The following is a 16,109-nucleotide window of genomic DNA, read 5'->3' on the forward strand; positions in this document are numbered from 1 at the left end:
ATGAATAAGAAAATCTTATTTATTCCGCTTGTCGCTTTCATGATTCTAGCGGGCATTTTCGCAACCCAATTAATGCGTAACCAAGAGGGCGATGATCCAACTAAATTGGAGTCGGTTTTGGTTGGCAAGCCAGTTCCTGAGTTTCATTTAGAAGACCTGGCTGAGCCTGGAAAACAGTACGACCAATCAATTTTTAAAGGTGAACCGTTGCTCTTGAACGTTTGGGCAACGTGGTGCCCAACGTGTTATGCAGAGCATAAATACCTAAACGAATTGGCGGGTAAGGGCGTTAAGATCATCGGTATGAATTACAAAGATGATCGTAATAAAGCAATAGGTTGGCTGAATGATCTCGGCAACCCGTACTTGATCAGCCTATTTGATGGCAGTGGTATGCTTGGCCTTGACCTTGGCGTTTATGGTGCTCCAGAAACATTCATTATTGATGCAAATGGTGTGATTCGCTATCGCCATGTAGGGGATGTAAACCCACGTAATTGGTCAGAAACACTGGAGCCGCTTTACAACAAATTGGTTGAGGAGGCGAAGCAATGAGAAAGCTAATTCTTGCCGTTTTTGCTGCGATGACATTATCTCTTGCTGCTCATGCGGCCATTGAAGTGTACGAGTTTGATAATTTGGAACAAGAACAGCAGTTCAAAGAGTTAAGCCATACGCTCCGTTGCCCTAAATGTCAGAACAACACGATCTCGGATTCTAACGCTGAACTTGCTCAGGACTTACGCCATAAGGTGTACGAAATGACCAAAGAAGGTAAGTCCAAAGATGAGATTGTTGATTACATGATCGCCCGTTACGGTAACTTCGTGACTTACAACCCACCATTTACGGTCGCGACTGCGATTTTGTGGCTAGGGCCACTCGCTGTAGTACTGGGTGGTTTTGGTTTGATTGTGCTGCGTAGCCGTAAATCTAAAGTTAAGGCAAAAGCGAGCAGTGACGAGCAATGGGATGAGCAAAAAGAAGCTCGTTTAAAAGCATTGCTTGAAGAAGAGAACAACGGAGATAAGAAGTAATGACACTATTTTGGATTTCCACCGTTGTTCTCACGCTTATTGCTTGTGCGCTGGTGGCTTTGCCGCTGCTTAAACAAAAAGCGAACAATGATGATGTGTTACGCGATGAGCTTAACAAGGCATTTTATAAAGACCGACTATCTGAGCTTGCAGAAGAAACTGACGAAGGTCTAGTTGAAAGTGAAGACGAACTGATTTCTGATCTAAAGCAATCACTGCTTGACGATATCCCTGGTGATAAAGCGCAAAAAGAAACTAAGGTTTCTCCAATCGCGGTTTTAGTTCCATCGGTAATTCTGACGGTGGTGCTGAGCTATGGTTTGTATTATAAATTTGGCGCGTCAGACGATATTGTTCAATGGCAAGAAGTGTCTGCAAATCTACCTGAGTTATCGAAAAAGCTGATGTCGGCTTCTTCTGAGCCGCTGAGTGACGATGAAATGGCGGATTTGACCCTTGCCCTTCGAACTCGCTTACATTACCAGCCGGAAGACTCGACAGGTTGGTTACTGCTAGGTCGTATTGCGTTAGCAAATCGTGATGTCACCACAGCTATCGATGCGATGGAAAAATCGTACCGCCTAGAGCCAAAAGATCCTGATGTGATGTTGGGTTATGCACAAGCTCTGATGCTGTCTCAAGAGGAAATGGATCAAGCGACGGCTCGCTCATTACTCGGCAAGCTGATGCAGCAAGACTATGTCGATCTGCGTGTGTTTTCTTTGTTAGCGTTCGATGCGTTTGAGCGTCAAGACTTCCCGGCAGCCATCAAGTACTGGGGAATCATGCAGCAAATGATTGGTCCAGAAGATAGTCGCTACGAGATGTTGTCACGCAGTATTGAGAGTGCTCGTAAGCAAATGGGCGAAGCGGTTTTACCGGATAAGAGTGTAGCTGTGACAATTAATGTGGCACCAAATGCTCAGTTGGATCCAAACGCAGTTCTGATTGTGTCAGTACATCGTTCAGATGGCTCTCCAATGCCTGTGGCTGCTGCTCGTTATCCGCTAGGTACTTTCCCTCGCACAGTCGTATTAGATGATGGCAATGCCATGATGCAAGGGCAAAAGTTATCTTCACTCGATAAGCTAATCGTCCGTGTGCGTGTAGATTCCGACGGTAACGTAGCAACGCGTGATCAAGATTGGCACGGAGAAAGTGACGTCGTTGAATTTGGCGCACCAGTAGAAGTGACCATTGATCAGCAGTATTAATTGTTAACATCTGTCTCTGAAACATGACAACGAGGTAGAGTCAGTTGCCTTTAGTGGTATGACTCTAAACGATCGAGTAGAATACCGAAGGCCAGCGATTGCTGGCCTTTATTTATTCCCATATCTGAGTCATCTTTACTATGTATCCTGCTCAACATACGTACAATGGTTAATCGGGGTGACTTAGGTACATTAATAGTCGTTATGGAAAATAAAATGTATAACAAGGGTAAATCTACCTTCTTGTTGCTGTTAGCCGTTGGACTGGTTGGCTGTTCAAGTGCGCCTGATGAAGCAGTAACAGGACAAGAAACAAATCAAACGACTTCTGATGTGTATGACCCGTTGGAAGGCTTTAACCGAACCATGTGGGAACTCAACTACGAATATTTAGATCCGTATTTGGTTCGTCCTGTATCACTTGCGTATGTAGAATACACGCCAGTTCCTATTCGTTCTGGTATCGCTAACTTCTTATCGAACTTAGATGAGCCAGCAAGCATGGTTAATAACTTAATCATGGGTAATGGTACGAAAGCCGTGGACCACTTTAACCGTTTTTGGATTAACTCGACGTTCGGTATTTTCGGTTTATTCGATATTGCAAGTGCCGCGGGTATTACGAAGTACGACGAGAAAGCGTTCAGTGATGCAGTAGGCCACTATGGTGTTGGAAATGGTCCTTACTTCATGGTTCCAGGTTATGGTCCGTATACCTTACGTGAAGTGACAGATACCGTAGATAGTACGTATTTACCCCTCTCTTATCTCAACTTCTGGGCGAGTTTGGGAAAGTGGGCGTTTGAAGGAATGGAGAAGCGTGCTTTATTAGTACCGCAAGAAGCGCAGCTAGACTCGTCGCCGGATCCATATATTCTAACTCGCGATGTTTATATCCAGCGTCAAAACTTTAAAGCAGAAGTTGAAACGGTAGAAGAAGTTAACATCGAAGAAGAAGAGTATTTAGATGAATATCTAGAAGACTTTTAAGCGTTGTTCTTCACAATAGAGAAATGAAAAAAGGCTTAGCTGATGCTAAGCCTTTTTTGTATTTTGCAGCTTGGTTAGAAACGGTAGTTTGCTTGAACACCGATTAGCCAAACATTACCCGTAGTTTCGCCTACAAATTGGCCACCGACTTGTTCTGCAGTGTCGTCTGACTTGTAACCACGAGACTCAACGATTGGTGCGTCTTTCGCAAAAATATAGGTGAAGCCAGCGTCTAGGCTGAAGTCTTTCGTCCAATCGTACGTTGCGCCAATACTTAGCCAAGTGCGGTCAGTTTCTGGAATAGTGATCGTACGGTTTTTGTCGCTTACCGCTGAAGTATCGTATGCAATACCAGTGCGTAGCGCTAGCTTAGGATCAAGCTGGTAAGTGGCACCAACAGCAAAGCGATAGTTGTCTTCCCAGTTTTCTACTTTAACCATATGCGTGCCAGCAGTATCTAGACGTGCTTCCAATTTCTCGAAAGAGCTCCAATCCGTCCAGTTAACGCTTGCGTGTAATGCAAGTTGGTCTGTTACTTGGTGGAAGCTTGCCAACTCAGCTGTTGCAGGCAGGTTTAGATACATGTAGCCGTTGTCGCGTTCAGAAGTACCGAAGCCAAAACCAAGACCTTCAGCATGGCCTTCAAGCTTCAGTTCAACTTCAGATTTGTACGCGAATCCGATACGGTTATTTTCATTGATCTGCCATGCTGTACCAACTTGCCAGCCCCAAGCGGTATCGTCACCTTCCATGTATTTTAGAGCGGTACCTTGAGGAACACTGATTGGTTGATTAGTTTCAGGGTTTAACCCTACAACGTTATTCTTAGGAGCTGCTGCGCCAAAGCTGCCTTCGCCGATGATGTAACGGATACCACCACCAACGCTGATCGATTCATTGACTTTGTAAGCTGCGTTTAAGTTCGCTTCCATTGTCGTTACGCTTGCTTCATTACCGAAGTGCGAGGCACCAAAGCCTTTACCTAAATCGGTTTCCATGCCGTAGTTGGTGCCAAATGCCAAACCAATCGCGAATTTCTCATTATATTGGTGTGATAGGTAGAAGTTTGGAATGATTGCATCATGTGCGAAGTCATCTGAAGATGCAGAAGAAGTGCTACCGTGGAAGTTTACATCACCTTCAATATCAATATTTGGGTTCACATAGATTGCACCAACGGACACTTGAGTGCCTTCCAAATAAGTTAGCATTGCTGGGTTACGCCATTGTGCACTTGCGTTGTCAGCCATTGCAGCTTCACCAGCATATGCTCGACCTAGGCCTGTCGCAGAATATTCAGCAAGTTGGAAACCTGCTGCGTTAGCCATGCCCGTTGTGCCAAGTAGGCTTAATGCCACTGCTGTTGATAGAAGAGTCTTGTTGGTTTTCATTCGAATGTTCGCTGATTTGTTTATAACGTGGGACGAAAGTTTAAAGGTAGAGTTTTTACTTTAGAAATGAAAATCCAGCGCAAGTGGTCATTTGGAATATTATCCTTTCAAATGTTATTTGTGTGGTTTAATAATCTAACTGTGAAAGGCTTGTAAACGGAATTCAGCGAACAGCTGTGCGTCCTAATTGTGAGATTTAGATACACGTGTTCACTCAAATTGAGTGGGCAATAAATCGCAGATATGAAAAAAGGCTGGAAATCCAGCCTTTTATATAAAGTATTTTTCTACTAACTAACAGCGAAGTGTTTAGAAGCTACGGCTGTATTGTAAGCCGAATAGAATTGCATCAGCATGAGTTGTTGCTGTTACACCGGTAGAAAGACCAGGAGCTAATTGAGTATTCTCATTAACTTTTACATCTTCACCTAACAAGTACGTGAAGCCAAAATCGATGTTTGAGCTATTATCAATATGGTAAGAGAAACCTGTGGAGAACCACTGGCGATCTGAGTCTGGTACCGAGATAGACGTTACTTTATCTTGAGCGCTTGTGTCGTACATGTAACCAGCACGAAGTGTCCAGTTGTTGTTTAGGTAGTAAGTACCACCAATTGCGTAGTGCCAGCCATCTTGCCATTGATAGTCTTTCGAGTAACCACCTTTAAGTAAACCCTGATTTAGGTTCTCAAAATCAATTTGGTCGAAATCTTTCCAACCGATGTATTGGATGCTGTAGTGTACAGCAAACTTAGTGTCTTGGATTTTGTGGAAACCAGAAAATTCGGCCATATCTGGTAGAGGTAGCGTGATTTCCTGACCTTTGTCGTCTTTCGCCGTAAATTCAGGGCTGTAACGATACGCTAGACCAAAACGGTTGTTTTCATCTAGTTCGTACACAGTACCAACGTTAAAACCAACAGCCCAACCATCAGCTTTATCTACGTCCAGAATTTTTTGACCGCCAACCCCTGGGACTGAAGAGCTAGTTGTACGCTTCATTGTGCCTTGGCCGTAGATTAAATCTAAACCAGCACCAAAGCTCCATTGTTCGTTTAAACGGTAAGAACCCGCCAATCCAAAGTTGAAGCTTTTTACATCCGTAAGACCACCGTACTCGGTTGCGGTGTAGTTATCTGAAAATTCAGTTTTAGTGCCGAAATTAGAGTATGCGTTTACGCCCCATGCAAACTTGTCATTTACTGGAACGATTAGGTGAATGTTTGGAGCTATTGACGTATCACCCACATCATCAGTATCAGCAACATTTACAGTACTGGAGCCCAAAGGAGTATTAACGTTATATTTCGCATCTTTCACTTCAATCATTGAAGTAATGCTTTCGAAGCCTAACGAAAGTTCCATTTTATCAAATAGAGCCATTGCTGCTGGGTTACGAGCCATTACCGCGGCGTTATCTGCGATTACTGCATCACCAGCAAATGCACGGCCGATGCCAGTTGCTGATTGAGCGTTGATTTGGAAACCCGCTGCCATCGATTGACCTGAGGCAAAAGCTACCGTTACTGCTAGGAGAGTCTTTTTAAACAGACGCGTGTTCTGAGTCATTTGTTTTTCCTTATTAGATTCGTCTCTTTGGACGATAAATTGAGCTTTTGCTCAGTGGCGCAGATAGTAGTATCAATAGTTGCTTGGACAAATCCGACCATTGGATAAAATTGAATAAAAATTGCAGAAATGATGTCTAAAAGACGGGAAATTGCACTTAAAATGCATAATTTAGAGTTTAAGCTCTAAATGCAATAGAGGTGGTGAATGTTTTGTGTTCTATTTATACAAAAATGCCGCTAAATAAGATCATTTAGCGGCATTTAACCTTTTGAAGGCTGGAAATCGTCGAAGTTGTTACATCGGCTTAATCATTGATGCAAGAGTCGTAGCGATCGCATCAATATTTTCACCTTCTTCCCCGACTAAAATTAGGCTTGAACTCCCGACGGGCTGAACGATTCCGGTCATGCCATCCTTACTAAAGTCGGTACTTTGTTCGCTTGGAATACCAGTAATAAATAACGTTACTTTACCTTTTGGACCTTGGAACACCATATGTACCGCATTGGATTCGCCAAAACCGCAGTGGTTTAGGTAGTAAACGTGATATGGAAAGTTTTCACTAAACTGGTAATGAAATGGCGACATTTTCGCATTAATTTGCGAGCTCGGTACATCCTCATCAAGATGACGAACAAACGGTTCTTCATGAATAACGTGTTTCATCGCGGTATCCGCTAAACTGGCTTGTGCTGGAGACACCAAAACATTTCCCCAGTTTACTTGACCAACGAATAATCCTGCGGTGAACGCAATAGAAGCGGCAAGTGCCATTGCTTTGCGGACAAAGTTTGGTCTTACGACCTTCTCTTCATCAAGTGCACTCGACGTCTGGCTAAATAAAATCTTATCTGCGAGATCTTCGGGTACATCCACATTCATGGCTTGTTTAATTTTTACATCGAGATCCAAAACGTCATCAACAAACTTATTGTTGGCGTCGCTACCAGCTAAAGCTTGCAGAATCTCTTCATCCTTTTGTTTTGGATCCGACAAAATACGACGACGAAATTCTAAATCATCCATTCTTTTGTCCTCTCTTGGTATCTTGAGAATCCAACATCTCTTTAAGTTGATTACGAGCGCGAAATAGTCGAGTCATCACTGTGTTTTTATTTAAATCAAGAATGTCGCCAATTTCTTCTCCACTGAAACCACCAACAACCTGGAGAAATAAAGGCTCACGGTATTCAACATCGAGCTTCATGATCTGTGCCTGCAGCCATTCTTGCTGATGATGTGAGTCATCGCTGACTTTAGCGTCATTGCCGTAATCATCGATATCAACTAAATCAAATTGTTTACGTTCGAAGCGGCGCGCATTTTCTCGTCTCAATATTGTGATGAGCCAAGACTTGGCAGCTTTTTCGTCTTGGAGGCTATCGAGTGACTTCCAAGCTCTAAGACAGGTTTCCTGAACTAGATCTTCCGCGACCGCTTTATCTTTGCACAACCAATATGCGTAGCGGTACAAGTCACGATGATACCCTCGGACGAGCGCTTCGTATTTTCTTTGCTTGTCCATATCAGAGTTGACCGGACTGTTGGAATTTTTCTTTCCAAACATTTTTAATATGGCCACAGGAGCCTCCATCCTCGCTCTGTGAGTTTCTTATTTGTTCTGAGCATGACTTTACTTGCTTCATCGCTTAGCGGTTTTGGTTGCAGGATTTGTCATGCAACCCCTTTGACACAATAAGCCATGTGGTTACCTAAAAGTGTATACGCAAATGTCAGATATCATCGAACACGAATTGATATATATTGTTAACAATATCATCATTAGTAATCAATGGCTTGGATAAGTTCACTCGATGGAGCATTAAAAGGGACTTCTGATGGTGGATTCTTGAATTGTTTTGAATCAATAATCGCTTTAGGTGAGCTTAAAACTCGTAAAATCACTATAAAATTGATCTATTTCAAAATATCAAGCAGTGAAGGGGTTATAGTACACCTTGTCATCTCGTTAGTCATTGCGACTAACATGTTGAGCAAGATGACACTTCCTTTTGAAGGCTGACTTTACTTTCTCCTAATCAGGAAACTGATTACTTTTCAATTGGCGTAAGTTAATTGTTTTATAGATATTCCGACCACACAGTTATGTGTGGTTTTTTTTTGCTTCGATTTTACTTTCCGTATACCTCTTACCGTTTTAACTCTCTATAGTTAACCATTAGTAATCGCATAAGAATCAAAGAAGTAGAGTAATTGAACTACTTGCTTCACGTTTATTTAAACGCACGTTTGATAAATTTAACAAATTCATTACAATGCATCAGGTCAGACCTCTTGTATTTAAGGAGAAACAATGGGCAAGCAGGAAGTAAAAACACGCAATGGTGAGCGTGTCGCTATTGTCGCGGGGCTTCGAACTCCCTTTGCTCGTCAAAGCACGGAATTTAGCCAAGTGCCAGCGGTCGATTTAGGGAAAATGGTAGTAAGCGAAATGCTTGCTCGAACAGATATTGATCCGAAGCTAATCGAACAAGTGGTATTTGGACAAGTAGTACAAATGCCTGAAGCGCCAAACATCGCACGAGAAATCGTGTTAGGCACTGGTATGAACATCCATACTGATGCTTACAGTGTGACTCGAGCGTGTGCGACGAGTTTTCAAGCGGCGGTTAATGTCGCAGAAAGCATCATGGCGGGAACCATCGATATTGGTATTGCTGGCGGTGCAGACTCTTCTTCCGTCCTGCCTATTGGCGTATCAAAGAGATTGGCTGCTAATCTGCTTGCTCTTAGTAAGACAAAAACAATGGGTCAGAAGCTTAGTATCCTCAAAAACTTGAGCTTTAAAGACCTGATGCCAGTGCCACCAGCAGTAGCAGAGTACTCTACGGGTTTATCCATGGGACAAACTGCAGAGCAAATGGCTAAAACACATGGTATTTCTCGCGCAGAACAGGATGCGCTTGCACATCGTTCTCATACGCTGGCTTCTCAAGCTTGGAAAGAAGGAAAAATCCAAGATGAAGTGATGACGGCTTTCCCTGAACCATACAAAAAGTGGATTTCGGAAGACAACAATATCCGTCATGACTCAACGGTTGAGGGATACGCGAAATTGCGACCTGCGTTTGATCGTCAGTATGGCAGTGTTACGGCTGCGAACAGTACGCCATTGACTGATGGTGGTGCGGCAGTGATGTTGATGCGAGAAGGTAAAGCGAAAGAGCTCGGAATGGAGATTCTTGGTTACATCCGAGGTTATGCATTCTCTGCTATCGGCGTGGAAAAGGACATGCTGATGGGGCCGACTTATGCCACAGCGAAAGTGCTTGAAAATACAGGCTTGGAACTGTCAGACCTGACGTTGATCGACATGCACGAGGCCTTTGCTGCTCAAGCATTGGCGAATGTGAAGATGTTTGCTTCCGATAAGTTTGCTCAAGAAAACCTTGGTCGCTCAAAAGCGATTGGTGAAATTGACATGGATAAGTTCAACGTGCTTGGCGGATCAATTGCTTATGGTCACCCATTTGCTGCGACTGGTGCGCGTATGATGACGCAAACCCTACGAGAACTAAAACGCCGTGGCGGTGGTATTGCATTGAATACCGCATGTGCTGCTGGTGGTCTTGGTGCGGCAATGATTCTGGAGGTTGAGTAATGAGCGAGCAAAAAGCATTTAGTCTAAAGGTTGATGAGCAAAATATTGCTTGGTTAGCAATTGATGTTCCTAATGAAAAAATGAATACGCTGCAGGCGGCTTTTGCTGACGAAATGAAAGAAATTTTTGCTCAGCTAAAAGACTCCAGTGGTATTAAAGGGATGATCATCCACTCCCTAAAACCGGACAATTTTGTTGCGGGCGCAGATGTTCGAATGCTAGAAGCATGCACCACAGCAAGTGAAGCGGAAGACTTAGCAAGGCAAGGTCAGGATTTATTCCAGCAGCTATCGGACTTACCGTATCCTGTCGTTGCGGCTATTCATGGCCCATGTTTGGGCGGTGGTTTAGAACTGGCTCTTGCATGTGATTACCGTGTTTGTACGGATTCTGACAAAACGCGTTTAGGTCTGCCAGAAGTACAACTTGGTTTATTGCCAGGTTCTGGTGGTACTCAGCGTCTGCCACGTTTGATTGGCCTGTTACCGTCGTTGGACTTGATCCTGACGGGTAAACAACTTCGTGCGAAGAAAGCTAAAAAATTGGGCGTTGTGGACGCCTGTGTGCCTGACACCATTTTGCTCGACGTAGCAAAACAGTTTATCGACAAAGGTAAAAACAAGGGCACGAAAAAGCTATCGACGAAAGAAAAGGTGATGTCTGGTAGCGGGCTAGGGCGCAAGTTTGTATTTGAGCAAGCTGCGAAGAAAACGAATCAAAAAACTCGCGGTAACTATCCAGCAACGGTTGCAATTCTAGAAGTTATTCAACATGGCTTAGAGAAAGGCTTCGCTAAAGGTCAAGAGCTTGAAGCGAAGCGCTTCGGTGAGCTTGTGATGAGCTCAGAGTCAAAAGCGCTCCGTTCGATCTTCTTTGCCACAACAGAAATGAAGAAAGAAAATGGCACGGATGCGAAACCAGCACCAGTTCATAAAGTTGGTGTGCTTGGTGGTGGTCTGATGGGCGCCGGAATCAGCCATGTGTCTGTTGCAAAAGCAAAAGTACCTGTTCGCATCAAAGACGTTAGCAACGATGGCGTTTTAAACGCGCTCAACTACAACTACAAGTTATTTGAGAAACAGCGCAAACGTCGCATTCTATCCAAGGCCGATCTGCAAGCGAAAATGCTGCAACTGTCTGGTGGTGTCGATTTTACCAGTTTTAATCATATTGATGTCGTAATTGAAGCCGTTTTTGAAGACTTAGATCTTAAGCAAAAAATGGTGGCGGACATTGAAGCGAACGCTAAGACAGAAACTATCTTTGCGACCAATACTTCTTCGTTGCCTATCCACAAAATTGCAGAAAAAGCGGAGCGTCCAGAAAACGTAGTGGGTTTACATTACTTCAGCCCGGTAGAAAAAATGCCGTTGGTGGAAGTGATTCCGCATGAAACGACGTCAGATGAAACCGTTTCAACAGTTGTTGCACTTGCTAAGAAGCAAGGTAAAACCCCGATCGTAGTGAAAGACAAAGCGGGCTTTTACGTGAACCGCATTCTTGCTCCATACATGAACGAAGCGGCGCATATTTTGTTGGCTAACGAACCGATCGAAAAGATTGATACGGCGTTGCTTGATTTTGGTTTCCCTGTTGGCCCGATTACCTTGTTGGATGAAGTTGGTGTCGACATTGGCGCGAAAATTATGCCGATCCTGGTTAATGAGTTAGGTGACCGATTCAAAGGGCCGGATGTGTTTGATATCTTGTTAAATGATGGACGTAAAGGACGCAAGAGTGGTAAGGGGTTTTACACTTACAAGGGCAAGAAGAAAGATGTCGACAAATCGGTTTACAAACTGCTTAAGCTCGACCCTGAATCTAAGCTAAGCGATAACGATATTGCGTTGCGCTGTGTGCTGCCAATGCTGAATGAAGCGGTACGTTGTTTGGATGATGGTATCATTCGCTCGCCACGTGACGGTGATATTGGCGCGATATTTGGTATTGGTTTCCCACCGTTCTTGGGTGGTCCGTTCCGTTACATGGACCAATTTGGCATTAAAGAGCTCGTAGAGAAAATGAATGAGTTTGCATCGAAGTATGGCGATCGTTACGCGCCATGTGATGGTTTGCTTACTCGAGCTGGTGAAGGGACAACGTTCTATTAAACGTTGCTGCGGTAGAGAAAAAGGCTTGCCAGTGGCAAGCCTTTTTCATAAAGAAGAAATGGTTACTTCTTCTTGTCTTTCTTATCTTTATTGTGGCCTTTACCTGGGTTGTCGTCCCCGTGAACGCTGCTGTTACCTTTTTTGTCTTTATCATTCCACTGCTTTGAAGAGCAATCATCTGATTTGATGGATACATTGTCTCCGCTAAGGCGCACACAGTCGTCACTTAATTCGAAGCCATCGCCTTTGACTGAGATTTCAGCGTGAGCAGATGCCAATGGCAGTATAAGAGCCACAAGTAAAAGTGCTTTTTTCATGATTACCTCATTAAGTTATTTTTAGTGCGGTAATTAGAGCATAAGCCGCAATGGCGTAATTTCAATTTTCTGCCAATTATGGTGCCGATTCAATCTATGAGACCGACAACCTCATGGGTTTGTAGGTTCATTCTAGTAATCGACAATTTTATTTCTGCGCAACTAGATCACCCCAAGCCGCAATCTTTTGGCCGAAGTTGGAACTCTTCAATCGATCCTATTTCTTGTCCTAGATGGATGCGCGGAGCCTCCGAATGCGCTTGACCTTGAGAGTGCATGATCAAACGATTTGCAGTACGAGGTTTCAATTCGTTCACAACGAAGCGAATCATGTCTGCGCGCGTCAGCTTCTTCAACTCCGCCAGTACCTTGTCACGTTGGTTAAACTCAGTGTCTTTGTTTCCTATCGCAACCCAAAGACGTTGAGCCCGACCTCGAAGTGTGGTGTCCGGCGTTGCTATTTGGTTCCACAAGCCGCGCTTACTGCTGTGCCATTGGTAATCGTTTAACTCTAACAGCACCATATAAAAGGCATTTAAAAACTCATCGATTGAGGTAACCAGCTCGGCAGGTGCTGCATTAGGTGACTGCACATACAGTACAATACCAGGGTGACGATTTAGCGGCATATTGCCAGTGCCTACCATGTAACCTAATTGCTGCTTGGTACGGATTTCGTGGAAAAACGTTGCCGACATAAGGTGATTGGCCAATGAGTATAGCGCGATACTGCGAGGCTCAATATCCTCGCACTGGTGGTAAATAACGACCGCGGAATCTTGCTGATTACAATGCACCTCACGTTGAAAACTGCCATTTTTACCTAGCATAATGAGCGGACGAAGTGCTTCTTCATAACGTTGCTCGTTAACTCTTAGAGCATCTTTTAAAGTCGTTGCCATGTCATGGGCTTGCTGGCGTTGCCAGTCTCCGTAAACAAACATTTCAACGTGCAGTTCTGCAAGAATGGATTCTACGAATACCGAGAGTTCATCGACTTCGATTTCTTCTAGCGCTTCGACTAAGGTTGCGAAAGGCGGGTTATTGGGTTGAAGTAACCCAGTAAGTGCGTTAAACAGCTGCGAAATAGGGCGATCTTGTGAAGCATTTCTCCAGTTTCGTAACAGTTGTTGTTTGATGGTTTCAAAGCGAGCAGGGCTGAAATCTCGAGAAGCAAAACGGTGCAGAATCATTTCTAGCAACTGAGGCAGCTTTTGACTGAACCCTGAGAGGGTTAAGGTCACGCCACCTTGGTGAGCGTACATGTTGTAACCCATCCCTGCGATTTCTGCTTGATAGGTTTCTTTTGCTAGCGAATCGAGGAACATCTCTACACATAAGCGCGTTTTGACGATGTTCTTTGGTGATGCAACGGCATGAGAGCTGTCGATAGCGACATAAACGACACCTTTAGGCACGCGAAATTCGTCATCTTGCAAATGCCACAGCCGAAACCCTTCGAGATCCTCAATCAACTCTGGCAGTGAATCACCATTTTCGAGTGGCATGGGGTCGAGATCGTAGCAAATATAAGGGTTCTTTTCCGGTAAGACGAATTGCCAGCTTGGGTCGATTTGTTGATAGAAACGACGTTGGTCTTCACTAAAAGGTGTGACGGAGTACGGGGTAAAGTACCATTCGGCAGTACGGTTGTATTCCAGGCCTTTAGCAATCAAAGTGACGCGTACATTATCGATGGTTAAGTATCGCAGCAATGAACGCTGTAACTCCTCATCGTAGCCCGCCATTTTGTAGTCACCATAAACCGTGTCTTCCGGTTGATAGTGCTGCATGTTGATCACCAGATGGCTGACGAGATCCATTGGGCGCGATGGCTCTTGGAAGCGGAAAGCCGATTCTAATACCGCTTGTTTTTCGAGATAGCGCCATTCATCTAACCCGTCTTGTTTGATCATCGAGAGGTATTGAAAAACCGCTTGAACGATATCATCAACATGATCTAAGCCGTTTGGCGTCAGGGTGCAGCTTACGGTAAAGTCTCGGTAGTTACTGCCACTCGCGCCGCCGCCCGCTGAGAGAGAGGTAATCCAGCCTTTTTCTTTGAGTTGAAGCATCAAACTGCCTTCTCCTTCATAACCCAACAGGTGAGCAAAGTAGGAGAGTGGCTTCACGCTATAATGCGCATCCATTCCCGGCATGGGGAATGTGAGAATCAGTTTACGGAACTCTTTGAGCGGCTCGACTTGAACCAAAATGCCCGTGCTTTCCTCAGTGCCTATCGGTACATCAATCGATTTTCCACGAAGGTGGTGATTTGGGATGTCAGCAAACATGGTTTCTACCCAAGCTTGCTGTTCATCGAGCGACTGTGGCCCAAATAGAGTCAGTGTCATCAAATCGGCGGAATACTGAGAGTGGTGAAACTCCACAATTTCGTCGCGGATGGATTTACCATCTCGGTCGCCAAGAGTATCTAAGTTTCCGACAGAGAATTTTGAAAACGGGTGCTCTGGATTGATGACTTCTTTGTTAACTTGATACAGGCGACGAGAATCATCATTGAGTTTGAGCTTGTATTCGGAGTCGACAGCCTGGCGTTCTTTGTCTAATGCTTCTTCGTTAAACAAAGGTGCGGTAAAAAATTGGCTAAATCGATCTAAGGCACTTTCAAAGGCATTTGGAGCAATATTGAAAAAGAAACAAGTGTGCTCTGTACCAGTCCAAGCGTTGTTTGTTCCACCGTGTTGGCTAATATAGCTTTGAAACTCGCCCACTTTAGGGTATTTTTCCGTACCCAAAAAAAGCATGTGTTCTAAATAGTGTGCCAGACCTTGGCGATCGTTTGGGTCGTCGAAGTGTCCAACGTTCACTGCCAGAGCAGCTGCCGACTGTTGAGCTGTATCGGAATGAATCAGCAGTACACGCAGTTCATTGCTCAAGGTAATGTAGCGGTATTGATTTGAATCGTTAGGACTTAGATGCACGATGCGTCTCCAGATTTCGCATTACAGTAATTTAGGCTCCCCTCGCGGGGGGCGCAAAGTTTGCGTTTCGACAAATACTGCTTGCCGTATTTTTGTTATTCGTAGACTTCTGCACAGGCCCATCGCGTTTGCGTATGGGGAAGAACTGTTTGAGTGAATGCTCTGAACTCATTGCACAGTTAAATAGTGTGATGAACTGAGTACATTCTTTTAATAGATTGTTAAGAAAGTCGCTATCTTTAACAAGCGAATTGGTATAATGAACAGATAATTATATCAGTATTTTTGTTTCGTCATTGTTAAAGTTAGCCCCGTCTATCTAATAAAGATAGCAGTCAACCTTTTGGTAGCGTTAGCTATCCCTAGGAAATAACATGAAAATATTCATCATGCGTCACGGTGAAGCCGAGCATTTTGCAGATTCAGACGCAGCACGACAATTGACCCCAAGAGGCAGAGTCGAATCAGAAGCGGTTGCGAGAGCCTGTAAAGAACAGGGTTTTGCGCAATTCGATAAAGTGTTGGTGAGTCCGTACATTAGAGCTCAACAAACTTGGCAAGAGATCAGTGCGTATTTCTCTGCAAAAAGCATTGAAACTTGTGAAGATATTACACCTTATGGCCAGTCCGAGCATGTCTTCGATTTCGCAAGTGCGTTAATCGAAGTCGAACAATTGGACTCGCTTTTGTTCGTATCGCATTTGCCTTTGGTCGGTTATCTGACTTCAGAGTTTGTAAAAGACATGACACCTCCGATGTTTCCTACATCAGGCCTAGTGTGCATTGAATATGATTTACAAACACAAAATGGTGAAGTGCTATGGCATATTACGCCATAAGTGTCTAAACCAAAATAAGCGTTTGCAAATTAGAGACAGAATAAGAAAGGCAGGAGATCCCTGCCTTTTCG

Annotated in this window: 13 protein-coding genes; 7 read left to right on the plus strand and 6 right to left on the minus strand. The window is 44.2% G+C overall.

Annotated elements, in window-relative coordinates; all coding sequences use genetic code 11:
* From R7040_RS12765 to R7040_RS12780, 4 genes are all read left to right on the plus strand, one after another.
* On the plus strand, positions 1-555 hold the full coding sequence (locus R7040_RS12765) for a DsbE family thiol:disulfide interchange protein (protein WP_005380518.1): 555 nt from the start codon (positions 1-3) through the stop codon (positions 553-555).
* Complete coding sequence (locus tag R7040_RS12770) at positions 552-1,037, plus strand: cytochrome c-type biogenesis protein (RefSeq protein ID WP_005380519.1); 486 nt, start codon at positions 552-554, stop codon at positions 1,035-1,037. Before R7040_RS12765 ends, R7040_RS12770 begins: the two co-directional genes overlap by 4 nt.
* Entirely contained in the window at positions 1,037-2,251 is a 1,215-nt protein-coding gene (gene ccmI, locus R7040_RS12775) for a c-type cytochrome biogenesis protein CcmI (RefSeq protein ID WP_064354223.1), read from the plus strand. The genes R7040_RS12770 and ccmI overlap by 1 nt, the downstream gene beginning before the upstream one ends.
* Before the next feature lie 216 nt (positions 2,252-2,467).
* Positions 2,468-3,241, plus strand: coding sequence for a VacJ family lipoprotein (locus R7040_RS12780; protein WP_005380523.1), 774 nt, complete (start codon positions 2,468-2,470; stop codon positions 3,239-3,241).
* 74 nt (positions 3,242-3,315) lie between these two features.
* Here the strand turns inward: R7040_RS12780 and R7040_RS12785 are convergent, their stop codons facing one another.
* From R7040_RS12785 to R7040_RS12800, 4 genes are all read right to left on the minus strand, one after another.
* Positions 3,316-4,632 carry an outer membrane protein transport protein gene (locus R7040_RS12785; protein WP_047104363.1) on the minus strand — a complete coding sequence of 439 codons (1,317 nt, stop codon included), beginning with the start codon at positions 4,630-4,632 and terminating at the stop codon, positions 3,316-3,318.
* A 309-nt stretch (positions 4,633-4,941) separates the two neighbouring features.
* Positions 4,942-6,201, minus strand: coding sequence for an outer membrane protein transport protein (locus R7040_RS12790; protein WP_064354222.1), 1,260 nt, complete (start codon positions 6,199-6,201; stop codon positions 4,942-4,944).
* Positions 6,202-6,498: 297 nt separating this feature from the next.
* Positions 6,499-7,230 carry a DUF3379 domain-containing protein gene (locus R7040_RS12795; RefSeq protein WP_054576272.1) on the minus strand — a complete coding sequence of 244 codons (732 nt, stop codon included), beginning with the start codon at positions 7,228-7,230 and terminating at the stop codon, positions 6,499-6,501.
* Positions 7,223-7,798, minus strand: coding sequence for a sigma-70 family RNA polymerase sigma factor (locus R7040_RS12800; protein WP_005380528.1), 576 nt, complete (start codon positions 7,796-7,798; stop codon positions 7,223-7,225). Before R7040_RS12800 ends, R7040_RS12795 begins: the two co-directional genes overlap by 8 nt.
* 720 nt (positions 7,799-8,518) lie before the next feature.
* On the opposite strand from R7040_RS12800, the gene fadI reads away from it, so the two are divergent.
* On the plus strand, positions 8,519-9,826 hold the full coding sequence (gene fadI, locus R7040_RS12805; RefSeq protein WP_213913642.1) for an acetyl-CoA C-acyltransferase FadI: 1,308 nt from the start codon (positions 8,519-8,521) through the stop codon (positions 9,824-9,826).
* Positions 9,826-11,937, plus strand: coding sequence for a fatty acid oxidation complex subunit alpha FadJ (gene fadJ / locus R7040_RS12810; RefSeq protein ID WP_005380532.1), 2,112 nt, complete (start codon positions 9,826-9,828; stop codon positions 11,935-11,937). Before fadI ends, fadJ begins: the two co-directional genes overlap by 1 nt.
* A gap of 62 nt (positions 11,938-11,999) precedes the next feature.
* Here the strand turns inward: fadJ and R7040_RS12815 are convergent, their stop codons facing one another.
* Together R7040_RS12815 and R7040_RS12820 are read right to left on the minus strand one after the other, a co-directional pair.
* On the minus strand, positions 12,000-12,254 hold the full coding sequence (locus R7040_RS12815) for a hypothetical protein (RefSeq protein WP_005384444.1): 255 nt from the start codon (positions 12,252-12,254) through the stop codon (positions 12,000-12,002).
* Between the two features lie 167 nt (positions 12,255-12,421).
* The gene (locus tag R7040_RS12820) at positions 12,422-15,199 is read right to left on the minus strand and encodes an insulinase family protein (protein ID WP_017635935.1); all 2,778 of its coding nucleotides are present in this window, start codon (positions 15,197-15,199) and stop codon (positions 12,422-12,424) included.
* Positions 15,200-15,573: 374 nt separating this feature from the next.
* Here R7040_RS12820 and sixA point away from each other — a divergent pair, with 374 nt between their 5' ends.
* Complete coding sequence (gene sixA, locus R7040_RS12825) at positions 15,574-16,038, plus strand: phosphohistidine phosphatase SixA (RefSeq protein WP_005380537.1); 465 nt, start codon at positions 15,574-15,576, stop codon at positions 16,036-16,038.
* Positions 16,039-16,109: the final 71 nt, after the last annotated feature.

Source organism: Vibrio sp. 1069 (assembly GCF_033340555.1).

Coding starts and splice junctions, on each gene's coding strand:
- R7040_RS12795 (WP_054576272.1), bottom strand. CDS start 7,230: ATGGATGATTTAGAATTTCGTCGTCGTATTTTGTCGGATCCAAAACAA.
- sixA (WP_005380537.1), top strand. CDS start 15,574: ATGAAAATATTCATCATGCGTCACGGTGAAGCCGAGCATTTTGCAGAT.
- R7040_RS12780 (WP_005380523.1), top strand. CDS start 2,468: ATGTATAACAAGGGTAAATCTACCTTCTTGTTGCTGTTAGCCGTTGGA.
- R7040_RS12815 (WP_005384444.1), bottom strand. CDS start 12,254: ATGAAAAAAGCACTTTTACTTGTGGCTCTTATACTGCCATTGGCATCT.
- R7040_RS12765 (WP_005380518.1), top strand. CDS start 1: ATGAATAAGAAAATCTTATTTATTCCGCTTGTCGCTTTCATGATTCTA.
- R7040_RS12790 (WP_064354222.1), bottom strand. CDS start 6,201: ATGACTCAGAACACGCGTCTGTTTAAAAAGACTCTCCTAGCAGTAACG.
- R7040_RS12785 (WP_047104363.1), bottom strand. CDS start 4,632: ATGAAAACCAACAAGACTCTTCTATCAACAGCAGTGGCATTAAGCCTA.
- R7040_RS12800 (WP_005380528.1), bottom strand. CDS start 7,798: ATGGAGGCTCCTGTGGCCATATTAAAAATGTTTGGAAAGAAAAATTCC.
- fadI (WP_213913642.1), top strand. CDS start 8,519: ATGGGCAAGCAGGAAGTAAAAACACGCAATGGTGAGCGTGTCGCTATT.
- fadJ (WP_005380532.1), top strand. CDS start 9,826: ATGAGCGAGCAAAAAGCATTTAGTCTAAAGGTTGATGAGCAAAATATT.
- R7040_RS12770 (WP_005380519.1), top strand. CDS start 552: ATGAGAAAGCTAATTCTTGCCGTTTTTGCTGCGATGACATTATCTCTT.
- ccmI (WP_064354223.1), top strand. CDS start 1,037: ATGACACTATTTTGGATTTCCACCGTTGTTCTCACGCTTATTGCTTGT.